The organism is Clostridium arbusti SL206, from assembly GCF_000246895.1.
Classification (GTDB): Bacteria; Bacillota; Clostridia; order Clostridiales; family Clostridiaceae; genus Clostridium_I; species Clostridium_I arbusti.
Window position 1 is genome coordinate 1 of sequence record NZ_BAEV01000165.1, and the last position, 3,624, is coordinate 3,624.

Genomic DNA, 3,624 nt, shown 5'->3' on the forward strand with positions numbered 1-3,624 from the left:
ATAAGATATAATATCAAATGAGTATCCTTTAGCAATCATGTATGTTTTTACATTTTCAATCTGTCTTCCTAAATCGTCTTTTTGCTTATTACTTGATACTCTACAATATCCGATTATTCTGCGTTTTTGTTGATCAATACTATTTTTAAATCCAAAGAAATGATTAAGTTGCTCCTGAGAGTAATACCTATATCCACTTTCTGCCACATGGTGTGGTTTAAGTGTACCTTTTTTATCCCAATTTCTTAATGTTTATTCTGTTTTATCTATTAGTTCTGCAAATTCACCTATTGAATAATATTTCAAGTTAATCACTCCTTGAAATTATTATACAGTATACTATATAATAAATAACTATATATTTATATAGTTTTACACACTTATTCCAGCTGTTGTCAGCCTCCTAATGACGTAACGCTATTGCACTTAGGCACATTCAAATAACTAACTAATCAGTATGCTAGTATATTTGACTTACTATTTATTTTCATATGCCTTAAGTTGTTACCAAAAAGAACAAATAGGTCTATCGTAACAATCTTAATTTAAAGCATACTATATTATTTAATCATTCACAGTTTCATAAAATGTAAAAACGACAAAGGAACACCTTTGCCGACTTGTATTGTTCTAATTAAATTATTTTTACTATATCACATAAGTTTGCGTATTTCAATACTACTAAAAAAATTCTACTGTAACCGTATCACTATCATTGACATAAATTTTATTATTGTATAAAATGATATTAATTTTTAGAATTAATAGATAATAATTATTATACAATTATTAAGGAGGCTTAATTATGGAAAAGTTAAATACTAAGTATGGTATTATTAAAGGTATATCTTCTATGGATAGCTATAAGAATGGTAATCCAAGAGATTGTGTTGTAAATGAAATAAATGAATTAAAAACTAAGTATGGCACTCTAATTCCTCAATACGAAAGTGGTGGCGAAAGACATAAACATGTTAATTCCTTTTCTTTTTATGATGACGGAAATTTAAAAAGCATCTACCTACAAAACCAAGCTAAGTTTAACACCTCCATAGGAATTTTACCAGGTGAACTTATAACCTTTTATCAAAATGGTAACATTAGACGTATCTTCCCTTTAAATGGACAAATCACAGCCTATTGGTCAGAATTAGATGAATACAAGCTTGCGGAGAATATTTCTTTAGATCTTTCTGTAGGTAAATTTGAAAAAAAAGTTATATGTGTACATTTTTATGAAGATGGTGTAGTTAGAAGTATCACCTTATGGCCTAGTAATACTATAGAAATAAATTCACCAATTGGAAAGGTTGTAGCTCGTATAGGACTATCCTTTTACAATGACGGAAAACTAAAATCCTTCGAACCACTTAGACCAACAGAAATAAAAACTTCAATAGGTACTGTAACCGCCTATGATGTTAATGCCCTAGGTATTCATGGTGATTTAAACTCTGTAAACTTCTTTGAAGATGGCAGTATAAAATCAATAATAACTTCATCAGATACCATAGAAATTACTACAAAAACTGGAGAAAAGAAAATTTATAAACCAGGTTTAAAGATAAGCGTAATCAATGATGAAGTTAAGGATGTAGTTCCTATGTCCATAAGCTTTAATGAAAACAAAGTCTGTTTTAATGAAAATCCTGAAGATACCTACTCTATTGATGAATGTAAATTTGAAGTTAAACATATACCTCTTCAAACTAAATCACCTTGTAAAGGATGTGCAGGAAATTCAAGCTGCGATGGTAGTGACTGCAACTAAATTCCATTAAGGCATGTGAAAATAAATAACAAGTCAAAGATGCGACGTATATTTTGAAGTCTACAAGGAAACAGGTTCTGATGATAGTGAGCTATCTGAGGGTTCTGTTGACGCAGTAGGATTCAAAATATACTAGCATACTGACTAGTTATTTATTTGAATATGCCTTAATAGCTATGTGTATTGTGAATATCATACGCATAGCTATTTTAATTTCCAATCTTATTTAAAAAACAGTGATTAAATCTTTTTTAAAATAAATGTTTTGAAATAAGATCTTATACATGACAAGTATTATAGTTTATAAAATTCCTCAAAGGATTTTTTAACATAAAGATGGTCATCAACCCCGCATAGTTCCCTAACTGAATGCATGGCAAGAAGCGGGGTTCCCATATCTACAGTTCTTATGCCTACATGTGTTGAAGAAATAGGTCCTATTGTACTCCCGCCCACTTCATCTGATCTGTTTACAAACTTTTGCACTGGTACATTAGCATTTTTACATAGTTCTTCATACACAGAAATACTGTTACTATCAGATGTGTATTTCTGATTTGAACTTATCTTAATAACCGGTCCTTTATTAATAATTGGTCTATTAGTGGGGTCACTTTTATCTCCCCTGTTTGGATGAACTGCATGAGCTGCATCTGCTGATATCATGAAGCTTTTATATAGTGACCTAAAATAGTCTTCTCTATCTCCACCAAAGGATATAACAATTCTCTCAAGCGTGCTTGCAAGAAATTCTGAATCCGCTCCCTGTTTTGTAGAGCTTCCCACCTCTTCATTATCAAAACATGCTAAAACATTTGTTGCATCTGTTACATCCGAATCTGCAAAAGCTATTAATCCTGCATGAACCATTTCTAAATCATCTAATCTGCTGCTTGAAACAAACTCATTATTAAGTCCCATTATATTTCCTTTATCATATTCATATAGGAAAAGATCAAAATCAAGTATTTCCTCTGGTGCTATATTAAATTCTTTAGCTATAGTTTTAACTAAAAGGTTATCCTTTTCTAAGGTATCATTTATGAGTCCCAATAAAGGAAGCACATCTATCTGTCTATTTAGTTCCACACCCTTATTAATTGCTCTATTCATATGTATTGCTAAATTAGGTATAATCATAATTGGTCTTTTTATATTCACAAGTGCTGCTTCTGGATAAAGTAATTCTTTTCCCTTTATAGTCACTCTGCCAGCTAATGAAAGTGGTCTATCTAGCCACGTATTTAAAATCGGTCCCCCATATACCTCAGTATTTAATTTTATATAATTTTTTTCTGCTGTAATTTCAGGACAAGGTTTAATTCTAAAGCTTGGAGAATCTGTGTGTGCTCCAATAATTTTAAACCCCTTTTTAGCTATAATTCCACTGCCCACAATAAATGATATAATGGCAGAGTCATTTCTTATTACAAAATACTTTCCACCCTTTTGAAGCTCCCACCTATCTCCTTCTTTCAGTTCCATAAATCCTTTTCTGCTAAGTATCTTTTTTACACTCTTTACTGCATGAAAAGCAGAAGGACTTTCATATATAAAATCTATAAGATTTTCAGCTAATTCAATTTCATTACACATATATTTTTACCTCCAATTTTAATTAGGCATGTTCAAATGTCTTATATGAATTTTTAAATATGATATTTTATTTCAAATACCTTATCACACAATATAAAGTATATCAAAAAATCCAATTATTTTTCCATAATAATCTATAAATAAATCATCCAAATAAAAATTTATTTATAATATTATACTATTCACATAAAATATCGTATAATATACTTTAAATATCTTTTTAACTTAACTGCTAAAATCTTTAACCTGACTATACT

General features: G+C 29.9%; 2 protein-coding genes and 1 pseudogene. 1 reads left to right on the top strand and 2 read right to left on the bottom strand.

What is annotated here, in order from left to right; genetic code table 11:
- Positions 1–306, bottom strand: a pseudogene (locus RH99_RS17710) (MerR family transcriptional regulator); the annotation flags it as partial.
- A 499-nt stretch (positions 307–805) separates the two neighbouring features.
- On the opposite strand from RH99_RS17710, the gene RH99_RS17715 reads away from it, so the two are divergent.
- Positions 806–1,771, top strand: coding sequence for a hypothetical protein (locus RH99_RS17715; protein WP_010241483.1), 966 nt, complete (start codon positions 806–808; stop codon positions 1,769–1,771).
- 294 nt (positions 1,772–2,065) lie between these two features.
- Here the strand turns inward: RH99_RS17715 and RH99_RS17720 are convergent, their stop codons facing one another.
- Positions 2,066–3,367: a M18 family aminopeptidase gene (locus tag RH99_RS17720; protein ID WP_010241484.1), complete on the bottom strand. Its 1,302-nt coding sequence runs from the start codon at positions 3,365–3,367 to the stop codon at positions 2,066–2,068.
- Between the last annotated feature and the right edge of the window lie 257 nt (positions 3,368–3,624).